Here is a 23,718-nt window from a genome sequence, read left to right on the forward strand (position 1 = left end):
TTCGCTTGGTTGCTTCTGAGGGCGCCGTGGTGATGACCGGATTTGTCGGCTTCTCGACATTGTCGCGTCGCAACCCGTGTCACGGTCATTCCTGTCCGAACCGCTTCAGTACGGAGTCGAACGGGACAAAGGTGCGGCCCGGCGTGGCAGGTTTGTTCGGATCGTGGTCTTTGAGCACCTTGAAGACCCGATGGGTGAGCGGCGAGGAAACCGCGAAGTCCTCGTAAGCGCGTTCGAGCGTCGCGCGCACCCGCGCGGCAATCACCTGGTCGGGCAGACCGGAGAAATCTTCTTCGGCAAGGTATTGGCCCACGCGCTTCATGATATGGAGCCGCGAGACATTCAGCACCTTCGGATCATAGGAGACGCCAAGGACTGCGAAGAACTCCTCCGCAGCCGACAGGCGCTTCAGTCGTGCGAGGATGTCGGTGACATCGATGGGGCGGCTGTCAGCGGAACAATTCATTGCATTCTCCCTGGTCGGAAAACTGTGGTGTCGGTGCGCTCGCGCACGGCTGACCTGGACCCGCCAACTCCGCGAGGGATGCCTCGCTGCACATTCCATCGTAGAGCTCGACCAGTTGAGTTGCAGTGACGGTCGATTTGGTCTCGGCCGCCTCGCGCCGGACGCGGGCCACCATCGCGGCTGCCAGATCCGGGTCGAGATCGCGACCGCTTTCGCTCAGCACATGGGCAATCGCAGTGGCGCCGGAATGCTTGCCGATGACGATACGCCGGCAGCGGCCCACGAGAGCCGGATCGAGCCCTTGATAAGTACGCGAGTCCTTCAGCAGCCCTGCGACGTGAATGCCGGATTCGTGGGTGAAAACATCGGCGCCGACGACCGGCTTAATGGCCGCGGTCTGCCGGCGGGCGGCCCAAGCCACCTGGGCGGCGAGGTCGGGCAATGCGGTCAGCTCGATGCCGGTATCCGCGCCGTCGAAGACCGCCATCGCGGCGGCCACCTCTTCCAGCGCGGCATTGCCCGCACGCTCGCCGAGCCCCAGGACGGTGACGGAGGCATGGCGCGCGCCTGCGCGGATCGCGGCCAGCGTGTTGGCGGCAGCAAGTCCGAGATCGTTGTGCGCATGAAATTCAAGGTCGATTGGAGACTGCGGCACGAGCTGGGCGACAAGTTCGAAGGTCGAAAACGGGTCGAGAACGCCGACTGTGTCGGCTAGCCTGACGCGGCTTGCGCCGGCGCGTGCAGCCGTCTCGATGACGTGGGCGAGATGATCCCGATTGGCCCGCGAGGCATCCTCGCAGCCCACCGCGACGAAGAAGCCGGCGGCGGCTGCGCGCCTGACCATATTTTCGATGACCTGGAGCGCTCCCGCCTTATCGAGGCCGAGCTTGGCGGCAAGTTGGATGTCCGATGCAGGCAGCGATAGATTGACGGCGTGGACGCCGCTCTCGATCGCTGCATCGAGATCCAGCGACGTCATCCGGCACCAGGCCATGAGCCGAACCGGGAGACACCGCGCGACCACGGCGCGAATTGTTTCGATCTCGTCGGCGCCCATGACCGGCGTGCCGATCTCGATCTCTGTGACGCCGGCCGCGGCAAGAGACTCGGCGATCTCCAGCTTTTCCGTCGTGGTAAAGGCGACGCCGGGCGCCTGCTCGCCATCGCGCAAGGTCGTATCGTTGAGAAAGACATGACGGGTCATGAACGGTAGCCTGTTCTGCTGCCGCTCAGGCATAGACCGGATTGAACGTCTTCGGAGTTTCGCTTACCCGGCCCAGAACTGGGAAAGCCACGCAGCTTCTCCACGATTGCCGGCATGACCTCGAGCACCCGGTCGACGTCCGCTTCGCCGTTGTCCCGCGCCAAGGAGAAGCGGACTGCCGCGTGTGGCGTTTTCATCGCGCTCAGGACATGGCTCGGTTCCAGCGAGCCGGAGGTGCAGGCGGAGCCGGAGGAACACGCGATGCCCACGCGGCTGAGGAGAAGTGGAATTCCATCACTTTCGACATGTTCGAAGGAGATGTTTGCGGTGTTGGGCAACCGTTCCAGGGGATCACCAGTGACACAGGTGCTTGGGATGCGCTGGAGAATCCCGTCCTCTAAACGGTCGCGGAGCGACTTTACCCGTGTGGTCTCGTCGTCCATGAATTTCGAGGCGAGTTCGGCCGCCATGCCGAGCCCGACTATGCCGGGCGTATTCTCGGTGCCAGCACGCCGGTTGTGTTCTTGGTGGCCCCCCTTGATCAGCGAGTGGAAATTGACGCCACGTTTTACGAAAAGCGCGCCGATCCCTTTCGGCCCGTGCAGCTTGTGGCCGGAGAGCGACAGCATGTCGATTGCGGTCGACTTCAGGTCCATCGGAAGCTTGCCGACCGCCTGCACAGCATCGGTATGGAAAAGGGCGCCCACTTCCTTGGCCAACTCGGCAAGCCTGGCCACGGGGAAGATCACACCAGTCTCATTGTTCGCCCACATTATCGAGACGATTGCCACCTGTGGGGTGAGGGCGGCCATATAGGCGTCGAGGTCGAGCCGGCCACGGCAATCCACTGGGATCCTGTGCACCTTGACGCGGCGGGTCTTCTCAAGATGCGCGCAGAGCGTCAGCACGGCGGGATGCTCGACCGCAGACGTCACGATCTCGGTTCGGTTGGGCGCCGCCTCGAGCGCCGAAAGAAGCGCTGCATTGTCGCTTTCTGTCCCACCCGAGGTGAAGGTGATCTCATCGTCGAACTCCGCGCCGATCAGAGCTTGCAACTGCCTCCGCGCCTTTCTCACCGCCGCACTGACTGAGGCGCCAAGAGCGTGCGCCGACGAAGGGTTGCCGAATTGATCCCTAAAGAACGGCAACATCGCTTGCACGACCTCAGGATCGACCCGTGTGGTTGCGTTGTTGTCGAGGTAGACAGGTTTCATGTGCGATCCTCAGTTGACCGGAATGACGCGACCGTGCGACCGCCTCATTGAGCCTCTGGCGCATGCCGTTGATGATGATGGGCCCGAACTGGCAGCCGGCGCAGACGCCCGAGAGTTTGACGTAGACCGGATCGGCGTCGACATGGACAAGTCCGCAGTCGCCGCCGTCAGCCCGCAGGTAAGGACGCCCGAACACGACGACGTTATCGATAAGCCGAATTTGGCGCAGCGGTGCGATTTGGCCGCCAGCAGCTTGGGTGCCACCAGGAACCGAACTGTTTCGGGAGGGGACGTTCTTTGCATCCTGCCGGAAGGGATTGCCGGTCCCAAGGTCGGCTTCGACCTTGCCTTGTTCTTGAGGACGGGGACATCTGTTGTGCCGGCCATATAAGCCTCCTCTGGCGCAAATGAGTCCGTCGGCGGCAATCGCTTCATGGACCCGCACAGGCGCTTTCGGGCGATCAACTGAAGGACTTGCCGCAGCCACACTTCTCGCGCGCGTTGGGGTTATCGAAGACAAAGCCGGAAGATTCGAGCCCGGTGAGGAAGTCGACGGTCATGCCGGCGACATGGGGTTGGGAGCCCGCGTCCACGAACAGCTTGATCCCATCTGTCTCGGTGATCGCGTCGCCTTCGCGCGAGACGCTCTCCAGGCCCATTAAATATTTGAAGCCGGCGCAGCCGCCAGCCTGGACCATGATGCGAAAGCCTTCCGCCGGCTCACTGGCGCGGGAAAGAGCAGTCTTGACGGCGGCAACAGCATTGTCGGTGAGCGTAATCATGGCTCCATTCTCCTCAGTCCGGGACCTGCTTGCGCATCACGTTGCATGCACCGTGCCAAAGCAAAAAAATGTTTCAACACAGCGCGACATCTCAGACACTGCTATGGTTCTCGTGAGCGATTGCTGCGAAGGTGTCGGCCAACCGACACGTACTGTCGGGTTTGTCGGGTCCGCGACGCGGGATGTTGGGCCTGAGTTGTTGGCTGAACTCACATTAAACCAATGACCATTACAGAAGACTTCTTCTGAGCTTGCTTCGGCGCAATTGGCACGGTTTTTGAAGCTCCACTGGCGAGGCGGCAAGAGACTGCCGATCCACAATCGTGTCGTGGGTGCCCTCGCGATCGATGGGGCGAAGCAAGGGAGCAACATGTCAGGACTGGGTCAGACACGCTTTGTTTGGCGAAGCAGCGCCGCCCGTGGCATCCGAATGACCGATTGGCCGATTGCGACAACACCCACAATCGCTCACCACCGCCCGGTGGCCACCGACCGGCTCGATGTGATTCCATCGGCATGTGCCTGCTCGTGTCACTCGGGTCTCGCCGCTCCGATAGCACCCCCGGTTTTCGCGCGGGTGCGACGACGTGCGCACGCTGTCCAGCGACACTTTGTTCACGGGCTAGCAGCAGATCAGGGTCGAGCATCACGGCGCGCCCTATCGGCTGAAGATTCACCGGCAGGGCAGCTGATCCTCACACGTAGGTGGAAGCAGGGGTAAGACATGGACCAGCGCGAGAAACCGTCGCCGGACGAAATCCGGCGGGCGTGCGAAGACAATCCGAAAATCCGGGAGCATGATCTCGCCGCTCGATTGGGCATTTCGGAAGCCGAATTGGTCGCGGCGCATTGTGGTCACGGCGCGGTGCGCATCGAGCCGCGCGTCCATGATCTGCTGACCGGCCTCGAAGCGGTCGGCGAGGTAATGGCGGTCACCCGCAACCAAAGTGCCGTGCACCAAAAGATCGGCGTCTACGACAAAGTGGTCACCGGCAACCCGCATGCCATGGTGCTCGGCGACGAGATCGACCTGCGCATCTTCCCGAAAGCGTGGGCGTATGGCTTCGCCGTCGAGAAGCGCGAGGGAGCCGAGATCCGCCGCAGCCTGCAATTCTTTGATGCCACCGGCGAGGCGATGCACAAAGTACATCTCAGGCCCGCCTCGAACCTGCAGGCCTATCAGCATCTGGCGGCAGAGCTCGCATCCTCCGACCAGGAGCCGATCATATCGGTCGAGGCGAGCGGGGCGCGCGATAACGCAGTGAGTCCAGACCAAGCCGCCACGGTCGACGACCTACGCGAGCACTGGAGCCGGCTGAGCGACGTGCATCAGTTCTACCATATGTTGAAGGCACTGAAGCTCAGCCGCTGCCAGGCGATGCATATGGCCGACGAGGATTACGCCTGGCTGCTCGACAATGATGCCGTTCGCGCCCTATTCCAACAGGCGGCCGAAGACGAGATGCCGATCATGTGCTTTGTCGGCAATCATGGTTGCATCCAGATCCATTCCGGCCCGATCAAGTCGGTCAAGCAGATCGGGCCGCGGATCAATGTGCTCGACGAGACCTTCCATTTGCATCTTAGGACCCATCACATTCGCGAGGTCTGGGCCGTGCGCAAGCCGACGAGGGACGGTCACGTCACGTCCATTGAAGCCTATGGCGCCGACGGCAAGATGATCATCCAGTTCTTCGGCACGCGCAAGGAAGGCGAACGCGAGCGCAGCGACTGGCAGTTTCTGGCCGAGAGTCTGCCACGCGTTCCCGGTCCGACCGACAGGGATGTGTAGAGCCGACAGGCCCTCGGATTGAACCGGCCGCCATAGGACTCGGCACCACGTTCCGACAGCGGCTCGCAAGGAAATATAGGTCCATGTGCGATAGAGCTTGCCGTCGTAGCGCATACGGACGGTCAGGGTGCACGCCGGAATTGACCGCAGCGATACAGTCAAGCTCGTCGTCGGCCGGACCGCTGCGCACGAGTGCATCGCCGTCTAGCCGGAAATCCTTGCAGCGGCTCCGAGCGATACAACGCATACGCCAAGCGCCGAACCGAAGCGCGGTTCGACCTTGTTGATATTTCCGATCATCGCGCGCAAGCGCCGTCGGGTCTTGTTGGACCGCCCCCGATCCTTGCGCGGGATCGCGTCGTTGCTCAATCCGGTGCGAGCGATCTCCTCGCTCGTCGACCAGAAGGCTGTGCAGCAGCAGCCGAGCCGAGCAGCCCGATGTCGCGGACTCGACAAAACCGACGTGGATGTCGGTTGTCGGACGTTGTCCTAAGAATGATGGACAGGTGATCATCAACCTAGCGGCGGTGGGCCCAGTGCAGGCTGGCATCGCTTGGTGCAGCGCCATGGGTACGCCTATCCGGCACGCGACTTGCTTTGACAATTTGATCAGCAGGGCATCAGCAGCGCGTCAGCAGTGCGTCACAGAGCTCCGCGGCGATTGACCAGCCTCTCAACCCTAACGGGGATAAGCGGCGGCTTTGCTTCATGACCGCAGCGCGGCGGAGATGCCCCTTCTGATTGACTTCGCAACCGATCTCATCCGCGCTGGTGCAGGTGGGCTGTATCGCGCGACAGAATGTAGAAGGCGCCTGACCCGAGACGTACCTATGCTGGAAATCGGCTTTATGAACAGCGGTGCAATCTCAATCGAGCGCATGAACGCCTGATGTAGAGAAAGCAAAATGGCGACCAACCCCGTTCCAGATCATGTCCCGCCCGAAATGGTGAGGGACTTCAGCCTGTTTACGTCACCAGGGATGTCACCGACGCCCAACGGGGATCCGCAAGCAGCCGTCGCTTGCGTCCATGCCGGGCCGCCGATCTTCTATTCGCCCTGCAACACGCGCGATGGGCGGGGTACCTGGGTCATCACTCGCGCCAGTGACCAGCGCCGGGTGCTGCAGGACGCCGAAACGTTTTCGAGCCATCGCAGCATCTTCGCGTCCGCGCTTGGCGAAAACTGGCCGATGATCCCGCTTGAACTGGATCCGCCTGCCCATGGCGTTTTTCGCTCACTACTCAATCCGCTGCTTTCGCCAAAGCGGGTGATGGCTTTGGAACCGGCTGTCCGCGAACGGGCGGTCGAGCTGATCGAAAGGATCGCCGCGTCGGGCACAAGCTGCGACGTCATGAAGGATTTTGCATTTCCTTTCGCGGTGAGCATCTTCCTTCGCTTTCTGGGGCTGCCGGATGACCGACTCGACACATTTGTCGGCTGGGGGAAAGATCTGCTTCACGGTGACGATGTGAAACGTCCGGCGGCGGCCCGGACGATCGTGGCATTCATCGACGAACTTGCAGCCATGCGCCGCCAGGAGGCGGTTGACGATTTCATGACCTTTATCGTGCAGGCACAGGTCGAGGGCCGCCGGCTGACGGACACCCAAGTCCGCGGCATCGGCGTGCTTGTCTTCGTCGCTGGGCTCGACACGGTCGCAGCAGCTATAGGCTTTGACTTGGCGTACCTCGCGCGCAACCTCAAAGATCAGCAATTGCTGCGGAGCGAACCGGACCGCATCCCGCTCGCAACCGAAGAATTGCTGCGGGCCTATCCGCCCATTCAGTTGATCCGCGTGGCTACGAAAGATATCGACTTCGAAGGCGCGCCGATCCGGAAGGGGGACTATGTTTCCTGCGCCACGATGATTGCCAATCGTGACCCGGCGGAATTCGAATGCCCCAACACGATCGATTTGGAGCGGGAGGACAACCGCCACGCAGCGTTTGGCTATGGTCCCCACCGTTGCCTTGGCTCACACCTTGCCCGGCGGGAGATTGTCATTGGGCTGGAGGAGTGGCTGGCGCGCATCCCGGCCTTCCGGATCAAGGAGGGTACGGCACCCATCACCTCTGGTGGCCATGTGTTCGGGATCGAAAATTTGATCCTGGACTGGTCCTAGGCCCGCCCCGAGCCGGGGCACAGACAAAGGCAGCGTCATGCGCATCACCGTCCAAAATGCCAAATGCCAGGGTCACGCCCGATGCGCGGCGCAAGCGCCCGACATCTTCAAGCTTGATGACGAGGGTTACATCCTTCCCGGTGACATTGAAGTTGCGGAAGGGGAGGAGCTGCCTGCATCGCGAGGCGCGCGATCCTGCCCCGAACGGGCGCTGGAACTCGACCTTACACCGGCTGCGCGGCTTGAATAGGACGTCATTCAAGTCGAGAGTCTGGCGGGCTTGAATGGGATCGACCATGTGGCCGCCCTGGAAAGGACAGCACGCGACCTCTGTCCCGCACGGTCCACGTCCAACTCCGCGGGGGTATTTCCAGCGCCAGTGTTCCCCATGAGGCGCAAACGGCAGGGCGGGGGTTCGCGAAACACCTCTTCCACTCACAAAATTTGCGACAGAGCCGATGGACGAAATTACCGAACTACTCGACCGCGAGGCGATCCGCGACTGCCTCTACCCGAAGAACTGCCCGACCCATGTTGCGGCCGGCCGGGTCGCTGCATGACCTGATATGACAAACCAGGAGAACGGCACCATATTTGCCCAACACTATGCCCGGCTCAGCACCGGCCGATGGCCGCAGATCGAGCTGGAGAGGAGGTTCGACCAGCATGTGCTTGCCTGTGTGCTTTCACGTGCGCTCGAGGAGATCGAGGCCGGCGAGGCGACGGTGACGGAGGCAACCGGCCTTTCGCGCGCCGAGCTGCGCGATGTCCTGGCCCGCTGTTTCCCTGCTATTCCTACCAACGCGTTTGCCTTGGAAGAGGTGAGCGAGCCCGAGCCGGATCGGGAGGAAGAACTTCTGCGCGGACTGCTGCTGGCGCATGCCCGTCCGGGCGACCCGGCGAGCGCCCGCTTCGCCAAGATCATCGCCCGGCGTGCCATGCGCAATGACCATCTCTGGCAGGGCCTTGGCCTTTTCAATCGAAGCGACCTCGGCCGCCTGCTCGCCTCGCATTTTCCGACGCTGGCGGCCGGCAACACCCAAAACATGAAATGGAAGAAATACTTTTACCGCAAGCTCTGCGAGGCCGAAGGTTCTTCGCTATGCAGCGCGCCCAGTTGCGGGGAATGCAATGATTTCGAAAGCTGCTTCGGCCCGGAGGACGGCGAAAGCCACCTCACACGGATCAAGAATGGCATCGCCTCGGATTGAGCGCCGCTTCGTAGGTCGTACAGCGCCAGCGCTCGCGCCGCGCCATATGTCTCTTGTCGAATGTCGACGGACACCTTCGAGGATTTTAATGCTGTGCCTGCTGTCCGATTACTCGCCATGCTCGCTTCGGCGGGCGCCGTCATGATGGCGGTGCAGGATGCGACCCGCACCATCGCCGCCGAGCAACTGGTGTTCTCCGGGCCGTTGCTGCTCGCCTGCCTCGCGGTTGCGGCGCCTGGGCGGCCGCGGTTCACCGCCGTCATTTTTCGCGCTGGTGCACAGTTCCGCCTCGCTCACCCATTGGGGCGGCCAGATTGTCTCCGGCGTGGCCATCAATTTCGTTGCTGCCGGCTCCGCCATCATTCTCGGCCAGGTTCCGGCAGGGCGCGCGCTGGGGTTCCTGGAAGCTTTTCGAACTTTCTGGATCACGCCTCAACCCGAATTGCGTGTGCTTGTTGGACAAATTAGGTCACTAGATTCGGATTTAGGATAGATTCAGGAGGCTTCGAATTTCTAACGCTCGCGACCTCGCAGGTCGTTCACGTCAGCACGAAGGCGTCTCTACGTGTCTTATTGGCAGCTATACGCCTGATGTCGGTCATTGAAAATTGATGGCCACCCCCTGAAAGCGGACGTCGCTCGCAACCAACCATGACGTGACGAGCTCACCCGTTTTGCTGGGCCCTATGCCTCAGCGCCTCGACGACGATCGACATCGCCGGCGACAGTTGCCGCCGACTTTGATATGACAGGTGGTGCCAAGGCATTAGGGGGGAGCAGACTGCCGTCCGAACAGTTCCTTGGCGACCAATACCCCGGCCCCGGTGCGGGTGTTGCACTCAGCGACTCTAGGGGTTAATCCGGGGGCGAATGAAACCACCGGCTGAACACATCACTGACGCCATGGGCTCGATCGATAGACACGGAATCTATCTCGACTACCAAGCGACGACGCCGCTGGACCCTCGTGTCCTAGAAGCCATGCTGCCGCATCTAACTGCGTTGGGGAATCCGCACTCCAGTCGCCACGACCACGGCATCGCGGCGATGGCCGCGGTGGAGACGGCGCGGGCGCAAGTCGCCGCCCTGGTCGGTGCTGAACCGGACGAGATCGTCTTCACCTCGGGTGCCACGGAGGCCGACAACCTTGCAATCAAGGGCCCGCTCGCTTCGTCCAGGCGGGACGGCGTCGTCACCTTGGCTACCGAACACCATGCCGTATTAGATGTGGTGCTGGCGACTGGCCGGAGAGGCGCCCGGTCGACGATCATCGGCGTGGACGGCGAAGGCCTTGTCGATCTCGATGCACTTGCGCAGACTGTGGACGAAGGGACGGCCGTGGTCAGCGCCATGGCCGCCAACAACGAGATCGGCGTCCTGCAACCCCTCGCGGAAATCTCCCGGATCGCGAAGCGCGCCGGCGCCTTATTCCACAGCGACGCGGCGCAGGCGATAGGCAAAGTTCCGTTCGACGTGGCCGAAACCGGTGTCGACATGGCTAGTATCTCGTCGCACAAGCTGTACGGACCGATGGGCGTTGGCGCCCTCTATATGTCCCGTGACGCGGGTCGACGCATCAGCCCGATCATCGAGGGGGGCGGTCAGGAGCGCGGCTTCCGCAGCGGTACGTTGCCGGTGGCGCTATGTGTCGGCTTCGGCGAGGCCTGCAGGATATCCGGGGAAGTGATGACGAAGGAGGCTGGGCTCCTGCGGGAGTTGCGGGCCGCATTCATGGAACGTCTGCGCGAGAGCGGCGTGCGGTTCACGATCAACGGTACGATGGGCGAACGCTTGCCGGGAAATCTCAATCTCAGCTTCGACGGTGTGGACGCCGAGGCGTTGCTAATGCGCCTGCGCGGGAAAGTGTCGGTAGCTTCGGGTTCGGCATGCACTTCCGACAGCCTCGATCCCAGCCACGTCGTGATGGCACTGGGGTTTGGCTTGGAGCGCGCCGAAGAAGCCATCCGCATCGGCTTCGGACGGTTCACTACGCTCGACGAGGTGTTAACAGGCGCCGGGACGATGGCGGAAGCGGTGGCTAAACTGCGCCGAGTCGGCTACAACCGGACCAAAGGAGCTTAAGTCGATGAGCCTGTTGCCTTTAGCTGCCCAGATGGATGAGGACGCGCTCGAGGACAAGCTCGAAGCGGCCAAGGCTGATCTGTCGGATGAGTACGGTCAAAACCACAAATATCCCTGGATCATCGGCTTCTCCGGCGGCAAGGACAGTACCCTTGTCCTGCAGCTGGCGATGGAGATGCTGCTCGAGCTCCCGCCCAGCGAACGAAAACGCACGGTGCACGTCGTCTCGAACGACACCCTCGTCGAAGCCCCGGTTGTCGCCGACCTGGTTGACAGGACCTTGGACCGCATTTCTGACGCTGTGACGGCGATGCGCTTGCCCATAGTCGTGGCGAAGACGGCGCCCAAGGTCGACCAGACTTTCTGGGTCAACTTGATCGGACGGGGCTATCCGGCCCCAAGCAGGACCTTCCGCTGGTGTACGGACCGCATGAAGATCCAGCCGACATCCCATTACATCCGGAGTCGAGTATCTGAAAACGGCGAAGTCATCCTTTTGCTTGGTGTGCGCCGTCAGGAATCAGCGACTCGAGCGGTTAGCATGAGCCGGTATGATAACGGCGAGAGGCTGAATGGCCATAACGACCTCAAAGGCTGTAAGGTGTTTCGTCCGATCGTGGATTTCTCCACCGACGAGGTCTGGACAACCCTGTTGCAACGTCGCCCACCATGGGGCGGCAGCCACCGCGATCTGGTGGCACTCTACAAGGATGGTCAGGGGGGCGAGTGCCCGCTGGTGCTCAGTAAGGATGATGCTCCGTCATGCGGTACGTCGTCCTCGCGATTCGGCTGCTGGACCTGCACCGTCGTCGTGAAGGACCGGAGTATGGCCGGCTTCATCGAGGCGGGTCACGAGAACCTCGAACCACTTATGGATTTCCGCGACTGGCTTGCCGAAATCCGGAACGATCCGGCTCGCCGATCGGCGCGGCGCCGCAACGGCCAGACGACGTTCCTTGCCGACGGCTCATTGGTCCCGGGACCGTTCACGCCGACCGCGCGTCGGGAAATTCTCGATCGCCTGCATCAGGTCGAACGTGCCACCGGCCGCACCCTGATCACCGCCGCCGAGATCGAGGCGATCAACCGTATCTGGGCCGAGGACGCCGCCGCCGTCGTCGCTTCTGTCGAGGCTACCGCTCTTGAGGCGGTTTCGTGAAGCCGGCGCTGCTCCGTACGCCCGCCGGTCGGGAATTGCTGCAGCGACTGTCCACCGAACGGGGTGTTGATCCCACGATCGTGGATGACCTGTTGGACGCCATCGATGAGCATGCCGGTATGCTACGCCGCCGCGGTCTCTTCCAGCGCTTCGATGCTATTTTAGACAAGGCCCGGGAATAGCATGCGCCTTAACGCCATCGGGCTACGCAACTGGAAGTCCTATCGTCGCTTCCGGTTGGACATTCCCTACGGTCGCGAAAAACCAGTCGCGCTGATCGAGGGTAATAACGGATCAGGGAAGACCAGCCTACTCGAGGCCTTCGTGCTGTGTCTCTACGGGCGGCTTGGCATTCCGCTGCTGGCCCGCGCTAATTCCGTCAGCCGTGTAGACCGGTCATATGAACGCTTCATGGAGCGTGCGCTGAACTCAGGAGCGCGCCAAGGGCGGGCGCAAATCGCGATTGAGATCACTTTCCAATCGGACGACAACGAGTACGTCATCGAGAGGATCTGGCATTTCGTTGACGGCGCCCTGCGCAAGAACGACGAGGAAGTGCGCATCTTCCAAGGGGCCGACCGCATAATCCTTGCTTCCCCCGACCCCGAAGACGACGAGCGGTTCGTCCGGGACTTCGTCGATCAGAACATCCTTCAGGACAATCTTGCGGGCTTCTTCATCCTAGACGGTGAACACCTCGAGCGCATGGCGAGCATCAATATGGACGGCCAGGTCAAGACGGCGCTGGAAGCCGCGATCGGGATCGACCGGCTGCATCGCGCCTCGGCTGACCTTCGCACCTATGCGCGGGAGCGGCGCCGCAACCTTCCCGACAACGCGGCTGCCACGGCCGAAGCCCGGCTCGCGCTTAACAATCTGGGGCGCGAGATCGAGGAACGCGCGACGTCGGTGGAACTGCTTCTGGCGGTCATCGGGCCGTTGCGGGAGCGGCGTGATGACGTAGTCAGCCGTATCGGCCGCCTGCACGGCGACAGCTACCGTGCGTTCAAGACGCATTTCGAGCAGCGCGAAAGCGTGATCCGGGAACGAGACGCTCTCCGCGACGAACTGCGTCGTTTGCTGAGCGGCGAGCTCGCACACGCGCTGGCCGGCGAAACTCTCAGGACTGCCGCACTAGAGCGGATCGAGGCTGAGCATAAGGCCGCGCAAGTCAAGGGGGACGAGGAGCGGAACCTGAACCGCGCCTCGGAATTCGTGGACCGCGTCTCGCGCCACACGACGGTGACGGACGATGTCGCCCGTGCTCTCGCCCTGGCGTGGCGGGAGATGTGGGGAAATCGCACCGCGGATGCCGGCGGCCCCCTGCTCTCGCATTTGGGCGAGACAGATCGCCTTTCCGTGGCGGAGCATCTCCGTAAGTTGTCGTCGGTCAGTGCCTCCGACATCCGGGATCTCGCCCGCGCGGTTTCTAGGGCCGACGAGAGAATTGGCCAACTCGATCGCGCCTTAGGCGAGCAGAAGGGTACGGACGACGAGTCCAAGTCGTTGGCGGAGGAGTTGAACGGAATCCAGGAAGAACTGGCCCGCGCGGAAGCCCGTCACGCGATGGAAGCTGCCGCGTTGCGGGAGTTGGAGGACAGGCGTTCATGCGAGGTGCAACAGTTGGCGGCGGTCTCGCTGGGCGAGAGCGGCAACGCGGTGGCGCTCAAACGGAGCGCCGCGGCGGACCGGGCCGCCGATCTGATCGACGCTCTTGCCGACGCTGCCGTTCCGCAAAACCTCGATGCGCTGTCCGCCGAGATTACCGACGCCTATCGCTCGATGGCGCACAAGACTGTGGTCGAACAGATCAAGGTCAACGAGGAGGGACGTGTTACACTGCTCGACCGGTCCGGACGGGATCTGCATGAACTCGACGCCAGCGCCGGCGAAAACCACATCTTCACGCTGTCGCTGATGTCCGCTCTCGCCCGCCTAGCCGCGGACTTCCCCATCATCATGGACAGTCCGTTCGCGAGGCTCGACGCCGAACATCGCCGTAGGGTAATCGGCCATTTCACGGAAATGGACCGACAACTCGTCCTTCTTGTTCATCCGGCCGAGCTTCATCCCGGCGAGCTGGCGCTTGTGACACGACGGAGCGGCGAATCGCTGAAGCTGCCTTCGACCGAACGCCTTCCAGTAACGGGAGCGGCATCCTGATGTCGGCGACAATGGTAGAATTCACGCGCGGTGACTTCAGAACGTCGCGCTATGCCGACGAACTGAACAGCCGATTTCAGGGCTTCCTAGGTCTGCCGCATCGATACGGGCCGGCAAGGCTCGCTCTGGGTCGGTCGCTAAGTATTCCCCAACTCCCCTCCTTTGAATTGGGCAGCATGGGTTACGGCAAGCCGATCAAGGGCGAGCAGCTGTTCGGCCAGGGTATAGAGCTGGCAACGTGGATCACCCTGATCTCGGAGCATGACGCGAGGTCGGGCGAAGCGATGACCCGCAAGCGAATGCAGTCCTTGGCGGCATCGCATTGGCAGCGCGGCATAACGCTGCTGTGGGAAGACTGGAGAGCCAGCACCGGGGACTTCGACACGTTCGTTGGGCGCTTGGTCGGCATGGCCCGTCTGTAATCAATTCAGGCGGCCACCAGGATTTCGTTGATGCGCTTCTCCAACTCCTGAGGCCGCCGACCGGACTTCTCCATCATGGTGGCGAGGAACCAGCGGATGTCGCCCACCGTGTCGAATCTCCTGCTCAGCCTGCCGATGAGTCGCTTCGTATCCACGAACCTGAGAAGCCAACGCCACTTGTCCTCGTCCGGACCTGGGGACGAGTCCACGATGGCGTCGAGAAGCGGTCGGACAGCCGCGGCAGCCGCCAGGCCGTTCTCGTGCGTGAAAGCCTCCAGCTCCTTCTCGCACTCGGCTTCGAGCTCTTCGGCGAGCTTGTGCACTAGGTGGTTCGACGCGCGATTGATGCCGGCCACATGACACGCCACGAAAAGCCGCTGCACGAGCAGGAGGTTCTCAATCTCTACCAATGCACGCTCGAGCGCCGCCCTGCATTCCGCCTCGGTCCCTTTTCCCGATCGTGTGAAGGACTTCACTAGATCGGCCATTAGGTCGGGCTCCAGCAGATAGGCTTCGATCTCCCAACGGCGGGTCGTATAGAACTCCTCGTTCCACGTCGCCGCCTCGAAAACGGCATCATCGAGCGCGAAGAGGTTATCCCAGTCGCGGTGTCGGAAAAGCCAGTCCCGGTCCACGAAACCGAACGCAGGTATCTTGTCCACCTCACGACTCTTTTTGACCGCGGCGGCCACCGCGGTGCATCCTGAGCCCTGCACGAGGTCGTTGGCCTGGACGAAATCGACGCGGTCCATGTAGCTAGCGAACCAATACCGCTCGAACAGCCGCAAGTCGTCGACGCCTTCGAGCACGATGCGTGGCAGGCCTAGATGGGTAGCACCGATCTGCCGTTCGTCGTCGAACTCGTCGAACATGACTACATTGTCAGTCATCGTCCGACCTGAACTTGGGTTTGACGAGACAGCCGCTCTTGAAGAGCCCGTCCTCGACGGTCTTCGGAGCCAGAAGCCGCATCGAGTCCGTCTGGTGCGAGGTCAGCACGAAACTCAGACCGTCGCGCTCTTGCGCCCAACTCTTGAGGATGTTGATGAGGCGACGGCGCATCACGGTATGCAGATGCTGTTCGGTCTCGTCGATCAGCACGATCGTTGAACCGGTCATGTGTGCGGCGATACGGATGGCCAACTGGACCAGTTGCCGTTCGCCGCTGCTGAGCTGGTCGAGCCGATGATGGTCTCCGCTCGCGGTCTCCACGGGGATCGACAGTTCGTTGCGATCAACGGCGCCGAGACGCTTCGTTCCCTTGAACACAACGTCGTTCACGATCTCCCGGCAGATCTTTTCCCGGTCGTCGCCGAGCCAGGCGAACCACACGAGCAGGTTCTCGATGGACTCGGCCCAGTTCGTGCCGTCTGGACCGAACAGATGGGCGGGCGAATAGCCCAGGGATTTGGGACGCACGATGGAGCGGTTTTCGTGCGGCGGCCGACGCAGGCCTCGGTCGGAATGGAAATACAGCACCGTCGGCAGGGCCATCGAGGTGCCCCAAAGCGACAGCGGATGCTGGTCTAGGCTCTGGATTATCGCCTCGGCGAATTCGAGCGCCAGCGGGGAGGACGAGTTGGATCGCTCGACAGGGCCGTAGCCGAGCCTTTTGCCGAAGAAAAGCAGTTGCTGGTCCTCGTACACTCCGATGCGCTCGCACTCCTCGGGCGTCCAAAATTTCAGCGGTTTGTCCGCCCCCGCCACCATCGAGATCAGGTGCATAACCGACCGGCGCCCGTCGTCAAGCTGGACCAGCGCGTCGAGCTGGATCGCGCCTTTTCCGCTATCGAGCGCCTCGTGGCCGTAAGCCTCGCTTGTGCGCGCCCGCAGCAAGGACATAGCGCAGTAGATGGCGTCGAGAATGGTGGTCTTGCCCGCGCCGTTCTTTCCCATGATCAGGAAGACGTTGGTGGGGTTGCCTGTCGGATCCAGGAACGGGACGAACGTCTTTCCCCGCAAAGGGCCGACGTCGACGGTAGAAATGCCCACCAGAGAGAATTTGGTCGGTCTGTTCATGTGTGCCTCGAATTGGCCGCGGCTACGGCTCGCTTCACATCGGCGATGTCCACACGCGCGCCGTGTGCCCGGAGAAGCGGTCTCCCGGCCAGCTTAATGAGCATGTCGCCACGCATCATCAAGTCTTCGGCGCCGGACTCGTCAAGAATGATCCTAGAGTCCGAGGACTTTTGGACCGTCAACGCGATGCGACTGGGTATGTTGGCCCTAAGCAGACCGGGGAAAGTAGCTGCTTCCGGTCGCTGGGTCGCCAGCAGGAGGTGGATGCCGACAGCCCTGGCCTTCTGCGCGATGCGGACCAGTGGCTCTTCCGCACCGGTGCGCGACATCAGAAAATCAGCGAGCTCGTCCACAACGACCACCAGCCGTCTCATCGGACTGCCGGCGGCACGTGCCTCCGCAATGTTCCGGGCGCCGAATTCTCTTAGACGCTCCTGTCGCGCGTCCATCTCCTCGACGACGGCACGCAGCATTTCCACGGCAGCCCCCATCTCGGTAACGACCTTTTCGCCACGCAACAGTTTGAGCCCGTCGTACTCCGCGAAGTCTACGCCTTTCGGGTCGATCATGAGCAACTCGGGCGGGTTGTCCGAAGCCAGCATCGACAGAAGGATGGCGTTCATGCAGACTGACTTGCCGCTGCCGGTGGCGCCAGCCACGAACATGTGCGGCGCCTCGACGAAGTCGAACACGACGGGTTCGCCGATAACGTCGACGCCTGGGCATACCGCCAACGCCGCATCGGAGGACATGAACGCCTCAACCAGCGGAGGCCACGGCACGTCGCGCCATGCGCCGGACGGCCGGGGAATGTCGAGCACGACCCGCCGCTCGCCGGGTTCGCGGCCGAAAGCGATCGTACCCGTACCCAGACCGATGGCGAAGGCCAGATCTTCGAGGCCGCGGCGAAGTCTGTCGTAGTCCTCGACGCCGCCCAAGGTCAGCCTGTGACGAGAGAGGCGGGGTCCTGAAATGGGCTCGCCGATCGGGTTCGCGTCCACGCCGATCTGCTGTAGTCCCTTCTTGAGGATATCGAACTGTACGTCACCCTTGTTGGTCGAGTGATCGTCGTCGACCGACGGCCGGAAGTAGAGGCTGTCTAGGAGGACATCGTGGAAACTTGTACCCGGCAACCAGCTTTCGTGCAGCAATTCCATACCACGACGCGCGTGGCGCTGCAGCACCTCGACATACAGGTCGTGGTTCTCGAACAGGTCCTCGTCCCGGCGAAGGGACAATAGCAGCGCGAAAGCGTCGTCGTAATCGGGTTCTTTCGCGCGACCGGTTATCTGCTCCAGATGCAACTCGCTCGGCGACTTCGGCATGGCCTTGTAGCGCTCGTCCGGTTCGTCGCTTTCCTGTAGGGAGCGGGCGATGGCGATGCGGACAATCCACCAGTAGACTCCGCGCCTGCCGTCCTGCATCAGACCGTCGTCGATAATGCGCTCGAAAAACGCGCGCTCCTCGACGGTGAAATAGATGCTGTCCTTCATAGCTCTACCGGCATCAGCTTGGCGGTCTCGCCGCCCTCGTTGTCGATGCGGTATCGGCGCCGGATATGCTCACCGAGCAGATCGTCGGCGATCTCGGTGAATTCGGTGTCGGTCGGCAATAGGATGAGAGGCGCGCCAGCCTCCGGAAAATAGTCACGCATCAGGAGGTTGCGGTTGGTGGAGTCGATACGGCCCAGGGGCGTGTCGACGATCACCGGGATGGATCGGGCGGCCTCCTCCTTCAGCGCCCAAAGCATCGACATGGCGATGAGTTGGCGCATGCCTGCCGAGATGCTGTGGCGCGAGACCTCCTCGCCGTCCTGGTCGAAGTAGCTCATGATGAATTGTCCGTCGAGGCGGACGCTTTTCACCAATTCACTGGGCGCGAGCAGGATGGCCACCTTTTGGTTCACCCGATCCTCCACGGACTGTCGGATGCGTGAGCGCCGCAGTTCCAGATAGCGTTCGAGGGCGCGCTTAGCCCGGAGAGCGAACCGATAACCTTCGTCCAGCTCCATGGAGACTTTGTACTCCTTCATCTCCTGGGTGGCGCGTTCGTCGTGGCCAACGGCTTCGTGGGCAAAGCCCTTTTCGTCCACCAGTGCCTTGGCTGACCGCTGCATCGCGTCGCGAATCGCTTCTCCGATCCTAGTAATCTCGGCGGTGATTTCCTCATACCGCGCTCGAGCCTCGTCGGTGCTCAGCTCCGCTTCGTCCAGCTCCTTGCGCAATCTACGCGTCTCGGTGACCAGTTCGCGCATGCGACGAAGTTGCGCACGCTCCTCGGCGAAGTCGGCGGCTCCCCGGCTTCTCCAGACTAGGAACCGGTCGCGCAGCGCCTTGGTCTTCTTGGCGCTTAGCGACGCCAACACCGGATGCTGATCGCCGGACACAACGCCGAGCGTTCGCAACGATTCCCTAATGTCGTTCTGCAGGTCAGTCTGCTGCTTGGCATTCAGCGTCACCGGATCCTCGATCGTGGTGAGGCTGCGTACCGTCATGGCCGGTAATTCCGCATGTAATCTCCCGGCCAGGCTCGCGTCGGCCGTGGTCTGGCGGTCCAAAACGGCGAAGGCCTCATCCACAAGGTGTGGCTGGGTACGGAAGACGATCTCGAGCGGCAGGCGTTCCGCTAATTCGTCTGCCAGGGTCTGACGTTGGGTTGCCAGGACTTCCAACCGGTCGTGGAAGCGCTTCGCCTCGCTTTCCGAAAGGGTGCCGCTGCGCAAACGTTGCCGTTCCCCATCGAGCCGAGCGCGCCTCGCCTCCAGATCAAGCAGTTCTTCCTCGGCCGCCACCCGTGCTCGCGCCTGGACGGCCTCGTTGGCGCGAGCCTCTCGGGCGGCGTTTTCCGCCTCAACGACGCTTTTCATGACGTCGACAGGCAAACGCGCCCGGCTTCGGCGGTTGGCGTCGTCGTTCACCTTATCGATCAGGTGTGCTACGAAGTGCAGCCCCAAAAGACGTTCGATCTCGCCGGCCTCGCGTCCGATCTCCGCGTCGGCGAGCGACTGCACCTGTTCGCCGTCAAAAAAGAAGAAGGGCACCAATTCGCGCGGGAGCATTGCCTGCAGCGCGTCCTCCGCAGCGTTGCCATCAAGCGGCGAACTTACCGGGCCGAATTCGACCAGTTCGGAGTATGCCGAAAAGCTCTTCTGGCCAACGAAAGTGCGGCGCGCCCGATGCACCACGCCGCCTTCGGTCCAGCACAACGACACGCTAGCACGGTTATGCCCCTGCTGCCGCGCGGTCTTGTTGAACACCCCGGACCAACGTCCGGGCTGGCCCAGAACATATTGCTTATCTGTAAGCGCGGTGCGCGAGAAGCCTACCCGCCGCAGAGACTCGTCCTGCGCGCCCGCGAAGAGGAGTTTCGCGCTGTTGAGCAGGCTAGTTTTTCCGGCGCCGTTGCGCCCCTTGATGAGCACTATGTTGCGCTCACCATCCTGCGTCTCGGACAGATCCACCGAGCAGGTCCCGTTATAGGCGAACATATTCTCGATATCGAAGGAAACGAACTTCAATCCTTCGACCCCAGCCCGGCTGAAATGACTTCTTCGACCCTTCGGGTCAAGCGCGACTTGGCGCTGCGGGCGGACATGTTCGGGAATTCGCTTTCGAGATCCAACAACGCCTGCACGGTCACCGGCGGTAGCTCGAACTCGCGGGACACCCGCTCGATCAACTTGTCCTCTGCTTCGGATATGTTAGACATCTTAGCCCCCGTAGCACCCAATACCACGAAATCCTTATGTTGTATGAATTTTCAGACCGAAGGGGCATACAATGGCTTCAATATTTTTCTGATGGTTAGCAGCTCTCGTCGGCCGTTTCAGTGTCCGGTGACCGGCTGACGGCCACGAGTTCGCCTGTGGCGTGCCAGGCTTGCTCGAGGAATTCACCCCTGCGGTATTCTTGCCGCTGGAGCACCATTGATGAACGGCAGCTATTCCATTCGGCACGTTCAACAGCCGACAGTCCACTGTCGGCCCCACAGCCGCCGGGCTGCAATGCGCCTCATGCACGAACATGACGTAATCGCGGGAGCGGTGGCCACCAAAGCTGTGGCGGCGACGTTCGGAGCTCTAGCCGGCTGGCTGTCCCCCGATAGGATGAAGAACGGGCTCACGATGGACCCGGGCCCAGGCATCGAACGGAGGACAGCCATGGAGCAGTATATCGGTCTCGACGTATCCATGAAAGACACGGCAATATCGATCCGGCAGGACGGCAAAAGGATGTGGCGGGGCAAGTGCGCGTCCGACCCACAACTGCTCGCGGCGGTGATCCGCAAGCGCGCACCGTATGCCCGGCGGGTTGTGTTCGAGACGGGGCCGCTGTCGGTGTGGTTCTACCATGCGCTGACGGCAGAGGGGTTGCCGGTAATCTGTATCGACGCGCGGCATGCCAAGGCCGCGCTCGACATGGCCGCGAACAAGACCGAGGCGAACGATGCGGATGGCCTGGCACATCTGGCCGAGGTCGGCTTCTACCGCGAGGTTCGGGTCAAAGGTTTCGACAGCATGCTGATCCGCACGCTGATCACCGCGCGGCGCCAGCTTCTCAAGATGCGTTTGCAGATATCCAACCAAATCCGCGGATTGATGAAGACGTTCGGCCTTGTCGTGCCCAAGGGCGCCGGCAGCGTGTTCGAGCGCAACGTTCACGGTCTTCTGCAGGGCGAAGCAAAGCTGGCGCGCATCGTCGTGCCAATGCTTCGGGCATGGAGTGATATTCGATACCCGATAGCAGAGCTGAGCAAGCAACCGGCCGCGATGGCTCGTGAAGACCAGCACTGCCGTCTGCTCATGTCGGTGCCCGGTGTCGGCACCGTCACAGCCACCGCCTTTGCCGCGGCCGTGGAGGATCCGGCGAACTTCAGGAACTCGCGCGCCGTGGGCGCATGGGTGGGCCTGACCCCGAGACGCTACCAGTCCGGCGAGGTCGATAATGACGGACATATCTCGCGCCGTGGCGACAATCAGTTGCGCGGACTGCTATACGAGGCGGCCGCGGTCATCCTGAACCGGTCGACGAATACCAGTACTCTGCGAACCGGGCGTTGGAGTTCAAAGAACGGCTCGGCTTCAAACGAGCCGCCGTGGCCCTGGCGCGCAAGCTGGCAGTGATCATGCATACGATGCTCCGGACGGGCGAGCTGTTCGATCCGCACGGAGGAACGCCCGCCGCCGCCTGATCCTGCAGACGCTCGACCACGGCGATTTCTTCAGGGCCATTCCACCAATAGCGTTCTTACAGGACGCATCGAGCCGTCCCTGCCGGGACGTGGCTGGGATCATTCCGCGAAGCGGGAAGCAACTGCCTCGTTAAGCAGATTGCGCAACGAACATAGGAAGATCTCACCTGCGAAACTCATCCTGCGGCGATCTTTGCATCGACCGCGTAGACGACCTTGTACCCGGCATACGAACGAACGAACATGGACAGAAAGGACGACTGGCTTGCACTCACCCCCTTGACGGCCGAGCGATTAGACGACCCGCTTCGCGGGAGGGGCGCCTCGGCCTGAGCTGGCGCGACTGCCATTTGACTTGAGCGGGTAGAGGCGTCGATCTGACCATGGAGTTCCCTTCAACGACAGGAACTCGCCATGGCTACCCTGTCGACCGATGCACCAATCTCTCCGCTTCGCTAGCGCATGCAGCACGACATGCTCATGTGTGGCCTGGGCTCCCAGACCCAGCAGAACTACGTTCGTCACGTCCGGCGCTTCGCTGTGTTCCTTGGCCGCTCGCCCGACACGGCGACGGCTGAGGACATCCGTCGATTCCAACTGCATCAGCATGAGAGCGGCGTCGGCCCTGCGACGATCAATGGCGCGGGGTCTCGGCACTGCGGTTCCTGTTCCTCGTGACGCTGAAGCGTCGGGATCTGGCGCGTGCGCTGGTGATCATGAGGTATCAGCGCAAGCTGCCCGAGGTGCTGAGCGTGGAGGAAGCGGCGCGGCTGCTTGAAGCCGCACCCGGCACCAAGTACAAGGCCGCGCTCGGCGTCGCCTATGGCGCGGGCCTGCGCGTGTCCGAAGTCGCGCACCTCAAGATCGACGACATCGACTCGACACGCATGCTGATCCGCGTCGAACAGGCAAGGGACGCAGGGACCGCAACGCCATGCTCTCGCCGCAACTTCTGGAACTGCTGCGGCTGTGGTGGCGCGAAGGCAGGCAGCGCGGGGTGATGCTCCCCAATGGCTGGCTGTTCCCGGGGCGCAGCTTCACCGCGCCCGATCTCATCGAGGCAATTGCACCGCGCAGTCCAGGAGGCAGCCGAAGTCGCCGGCATCCGCAAACGCGTCAGCCCTCACACGCTGCGTCACAGCTTCGCCACCCACCTGCTCGAACAGGAGGTCGACATCCGCGTCATCCAGGTGCTGCTCGGGCACAGCAAGCTCCATACGACCGCGCTCTACACCAAGGTCTCGACCCGGACGATCCACGCGGTCGCAGGGCCGCTCGACCGGCTGATGGCGCTAATGGAAGGCAAGACGCCGCCCGGCTGAGCCGTGCACATCTCTGTTGAGGTCGCCGACATCTTCCGTGCTGCCGGCCCCGCCTATCGGGCCGCCCATGCAGGTCACCTGAGCCTCATCCAGCTCAAGGTGATGTCGGCGATCGAGCATTGCCGCACCGCGGCGCTCGGCGGTCACGTCGAGGCCTGCGAAGACTGCGGCCAGTGGCGCATCGCCTCGCGGCCGCGCGTATATGGCTCGCCGAGCGGGAGGCCGACCTGCTGCCGGTCGGCTACTTCCATGTCGTGTTCACGCTGCCCGCCGAGGTCGCCGCCATCGCGTTCGGCAACAAGGCGCTGGTCTATGACCTGCTGTTCAAGGCGGCATCGGAGACGATGCTGACGATCGCGGCGGATCCCAAGCACCTCGGCGCGCGCATCGGCATCACTGCCGTGCTCCACATATCGGGATCTGACCCACCATCCCCATATCCACATGATCGTGCCGGGCGGCGGCATTGCGCCGGACGGACGCCGGTGGATATCGTCGCGGCGGCCTTCCTTCTCCCAGTGAGAGTACTGGGCAAGCTGTTCCGCCGTCTGTTCCTGACCCGGCTGGTC

Annotated in this window: 20 protein-coding genes and 5 pseudogenes; 14 read left to right on the plus strand and 11 right to left on the minus strand. The window is 62.3% G+C overall.

All coding sequences use genetic code 11. From position 1 onward, the window contains the following. Nucleotides 1–85: 85 nt before the first annotated feature. The 5 genes from nifW to NKH29_RS18910 are packed head-to-tail and all read right to left on the minus strand — an operon-like array spanning nt 86 to nt 3,666. Entirely contained in the window at nt 86–466 is a 381-nt protein-coding gene (gene nifW / locus NKH29_RS18890; RefSeq protein ID WP_352503026.1) for a nitrogenase stabilizing/protective protein NifW, read from the minus strand. Continuing rightward, nucleotides 450–1,670 carry a homocitrate synthase gene (nifV, locus tag NKH29_RS18895; RefSeq protein ID WP_353000315.1) on the minus strand — a complete coding sequence of 407 codons (1,221 nt, stop codon included), beginning with the start codon at nt 1,668–1,670 and terminating at the stop codon, nt 450–452. Before nifV ends, nifW begins: the two co-directional genes overlap by 17 nt. Next, on the minus strand, nt 1,667–2,884 hold the full coding sequence (gene nifS / locus NKH29_RS18900) for a cysteine desulfurase NifS (protein ID WP_353000317.1): 1,218 nt from the start codon (nt 2,882–2,884) through the stop codon (nt 1,667–1,669). The genes nifV and nifS overlap by 4 nt, the downstream gene beginning before the upstream one ends. After that, complete coding sequence (locus NKH29_RS18905; protein ID WP_353000319.1) at nt 2,835–3,371, minus strand: NifU family protein; 537 nt, start codon at nt 3,369–3,371, stop codon at nt 2,835–2,837. The genes nifS and NKH29_RS18905 overlap by 50 nt, the downstream gene beginning before the upstream one ends. Next, nucleotides 3,346–3,666, minus strand: a complete 321-nt coding sequence (locus NKH29_RS18910) for a HesB/IscA family protein (protein ID WP_353000321.1) — start codon at nt 3,664–3,666, stop codon at nt 3,346–3,348. The genes NKH29_RS18905 and NKH29_RS18910 overlap by 26 nt, the downstream gene beginning before the upstream one ends. Nucleotides 3,667–4,390: 724 nt before the next feature. Between NKH29_RS18910 and NKH29_RS18915 the strand changes: the two genes are divergently transcribed. Beyond that, the gene (locus NKH29_RS18915; protein WP_353000323.1) at nt 4,391–5,458 is read left to right on the plus strand and encodes a hemin-degrading factor; all 1,068 of its coding nucleotides are present in this window, start codon (nt 4,391–4,393) and stop codon (nt 5,456–5,458) included. 127 nt (nt 5,459–5,585) lie between these two features. On the opposite strand, the pseudogene NKH29_RS18920 reads toward NKH29_RS18915, so the two are convergent. Beyond that, nucleotides 5,586–5,914 (minus strand): annotated as a pseudogene (locus NKH29_RS18920) (hypothetical protein); the annotation flags it as partial. A 449-nt stretch (nt 5,915–6,363) separates the two neighbouring features. On the opposite strand from NKH29_RS18920, the gene NKH29_RS18925 reads away from it, so the two are divergent. The 9 genes and pseudogenes from NKH29_RS18925 (at nt 6,364) to NKH29_RS18965 (ending at nt 14,618) form a co-directional block, all read left to right on the plus strand. Next, entirely contained in the window at nt 6,364–7,581 is a 1,218-nt protein-coding gene (locus tag NKH29_RS18925) for a cytochrome P450 (RefSeq protein WP_353000325.1), read from the plus strand. Between the two features lie 37 nt (nt 7,582–7,618). Beyond that, nucleotides 7,619–7,831 (plus strand): ferredoxin, encoded by a 213-nt coding sequence (locus NKH29_RS18930; RefSeq protein ID WP_353000327.1) that lies wholly within the window; start codon nt 7,619–7,621, stop codon nt 7,829–7,831. Between the two features lie 316 nt (nt 7,832–8,147). Then, nucleotides 8,148–8,792, plus strand: coding sequence for a nitrogen fixation protein NifQ (locus NKH29_RS18935; RefSeq protein ID WP_353000329.1), 645 nt, complete (start codon nt 8,148–8,150; stop codon nt 8,790–8,792). 265 nt (nt 8,793–9,057) lie between these two features. Continuing rightward, a pseudogene (locus NKH29_RS18940) lies at nt 9,058–9,165 on the plus strand (ABC transporter permease); the annotation flags it as partial. Nucleotides 9,166–9,662: 497 nt separating this feature from the next. Continuing rightward, a complete protein-coding gene (locus tag NKH29_RS18945) occupies nt 9,663–10,874 on the plus strand; it encodes a cysteine desulfurase family protein (RefSeq protein WP_353000330.1) in 1,212 nt (403 codons plus the stop codon). Between the two features lie 4 nt (nt 10,875–10,878). After that, nucleotides 10,879–12,033 (plus strand): DNA phosphorothioation system sulfurtransferase DndC, encoded by a 1,155-nt coding sequence (gene dndC / locus NKH29_RS18950; protein ID WP_353000332.1) that lies wholly within the window; start codon nt 10,879–10,881, stop codon nt 12,031–12,033. Continuing rightward, nucleotides 12,030–12,215, plus strand: a complete 186-nt coding sequence (locus NKH29_RS18955) for a hypothetical protein (RefSeq protein ID WP_124998086.1) — start codon at nt 12,030–12,032, stop codon at nt 12,213–12,215. Before dndC ends, NKH29_RS18955 begins: the two co-directional genes overlap by 4 nt. Before the next feature lies 1 nt (nt 12,216). Then, entirely contained in the window at nt 12,217–14,196 is a 1,980-nt protein-coding gene (locus NKH29_RS18960; RefSeq protein WP_353000334.1) for an AAA family ATPase, read from the plus strand. Beyond that, nucleotides 14,196–14,618, plus strand: coding sequence for a hypothetical protein (locus NKH29_RS18965; protein ID WP_352752941.1), 423 nt, complete (start codon nt 14,196–14,198; stop codon nt 14,616–14,618). Before NKH29_RS18960 ends, NKH29_RS18965 begins: the two co-directional genes overlap by 1 nt. Before the next feature lie 5 nt (nt 14,619–14,623). On the opposite strand, the gene NKH29_RS18970 is transcribed toward NKH29_RS18965, so the two are convergent. From NKH29_RS18970 to NKH29_RS18990, 5 genes are read right to left on the minus strand one after another with little or no spacing between them, the layout of a single operon-like run. After that, a complete protein-coding gene (locus NKH29_RS18970; protein WP_352752940.1) occupies nt 14,624–15,490 on the minus strand; it encodes a hypothetical protein in 867 nt (288 codons plus the stop codon). Nucleotides 15,491–15,500: 10 nt separating this feature from the next. Then, complete coding sequence (locus NKH29_RS18975; RefSeq protein ID WP_353000335.1) at nt 15,501–16,637, minus strand: AAA family ATPase; 1,137 nt, start codon at nt 16,635–16,637, stop codon at nt 15,501–15,503. After that, nucleotides 16,634–18,130 carry an FtsK/SpoIIIE domain-containing protein gene (locus NKH29_RS18980; protein WP_353000337.1) on the minus strand — a complete coding sequence of 499 codons (1,497 nt, stop codon included), beginning with the start codon at nt 18,128–18,130 and terminating at the stop codon, nt 16,634–16,636. Before NKH29_RS18980 ends, NKH29_RS18975 begins: the two co-directional genes overlap by 4 nt. Continuing rightward, a complete protein-coding gene (locus NKH29_RS18985; protein WP_353000340.1) occupies nt 18,127–20,154 on the minus strand; it encodes a hypothetical protein in 2,028 nt (675 codons plus the stop codon). Before NKH29_RS18985 ends, NKH29_RS18980 begins: the two co-directional genes overlap by 4 nt. Continuing rightward, nucleotides 20,151–20,315 carry a hypothetical protein gene (locus tag NKH29_RS18990; protein ID WP_352504634.1) on the minus strand — a complete coding sequence of 55 codons (165 nt, stop codon included), beginning with the start codon at nt 20,313–20,315 and terminating at the stop codon, nt 20,151–20,153. Before NKH29_RS18990 ends, NKH29_RS18985 begins: the two co-directional genes overlap by 4 nt. A gap of 481 nt (nt 20,316–20,796) precedes the next feature. On the opposite strand from NKH29_RS18990, the pseudogene NKH29_RS18995 reads away from it, so the two are divergent. The 4 genes and pseudogenes from NKH29_RS18995 to NKH29_RS19010 form a co-directional block, all read left to right on the plus strand. Beyond that, nucleotides 20,797–21,827 (plus strand): annotated as a pseudogene (locus tag NKH29_RS18995) (IS110 family RNA-guided transposase). Between the two features lie 480 nt (nt 21,828–22,307). Beyond that, a complete protein-coding gene (locus tag NKH29_RS19000) occupies nt 22,308–22,505 on the plus strand; it encodes a phage integrase N-terminal SAM-like domain-containing protein (RefSeq protein WP_353000420.1) in 198 nt (65 codons plus the stop codon). Between the two features lie 38 nt (nt 22,506–22,543). Continuing rightward, nucleotides 22,544–23,149 (plus strand): annotated as a pseudogene (locus tag NKH29_RS19005) (tyrosine-type recombinase/integrase). Nucleotides 23,150–23,152: 3 nt separating this feature from the next. Continuing rightward, nucleotides 23,153–23,715, plus strand: a pseudogene (locus tag NKH29_RS19010) (IS91 family transposase); the annotation flags it as partial. Between the last annotated feature and the right edge of the window lie 3 nt (nt 23,716–23,718).

It is taken from the genome of Mesorhizobium sp. M1295, from assembly GCF_040318135.1.
Classification (GTDB): domain Bacteria; phylum Pseudomonadota; class Alphaproteobacteria; order Rhizobiales; family Rhizobiaceae; genus Mesorhizobium.